Source organism: Pseudoalteromonas sp. S4741 (genome assembly GCF_005886135.1).
Classification (GTDB): domain Bacteria; phylum Pseudomonadota; class Gammaproteobacteria; order Enterobacterales; family Alteromonadaceae; genus Pseudoalteromonas; species Pseudoalteromonas tetraodonis.
In genome coordinates this window covers 1-251 of the sequence record NZ_PNCN01000291.1, presented here as the reverse complement: position 1 = coordinate 251, position 251 = coordinate 1, and the positions used below count along the sequence as shown (strand labels likewise).

The following is a 251-nucleotide window of genomic DNA, read 5'->3' as shown; positions in this document are numbered from 1 at the left end:
ACAACTCAGTCCATAAATCTGGCTGCATTAAAATAAGTGCTTCATAAACTTCAAATACCGCTATGGGTTTAGCAAAGCCTTTTATGTTTTCTTGAACTTCATTGCGCTTAGGTATTATGTAGCTTGCGATATAACTAAAAATGAACAACTTACCTATCTCTGCGCCTTGAATTTTAAAGTTTCCTAAGCGTATCAAGCGTGTTGAACCATTGACTTCACGTCCTACAATGAGTACCACTAATAAGAGTACT

1 protein-coding gene is annotated in these 251 nt (G+C 36.3%); it reads right to left on the bottom strand.

From position 1 onward, the window contains the following. Window positions 1–251: FtsW/RodA/SpoVE family cell cycle protein (locus tag CWC30_RS18215; protein WP_171034760.1), on the bottom strand; the 251-nt coding region annotated here is incomplete at both ends.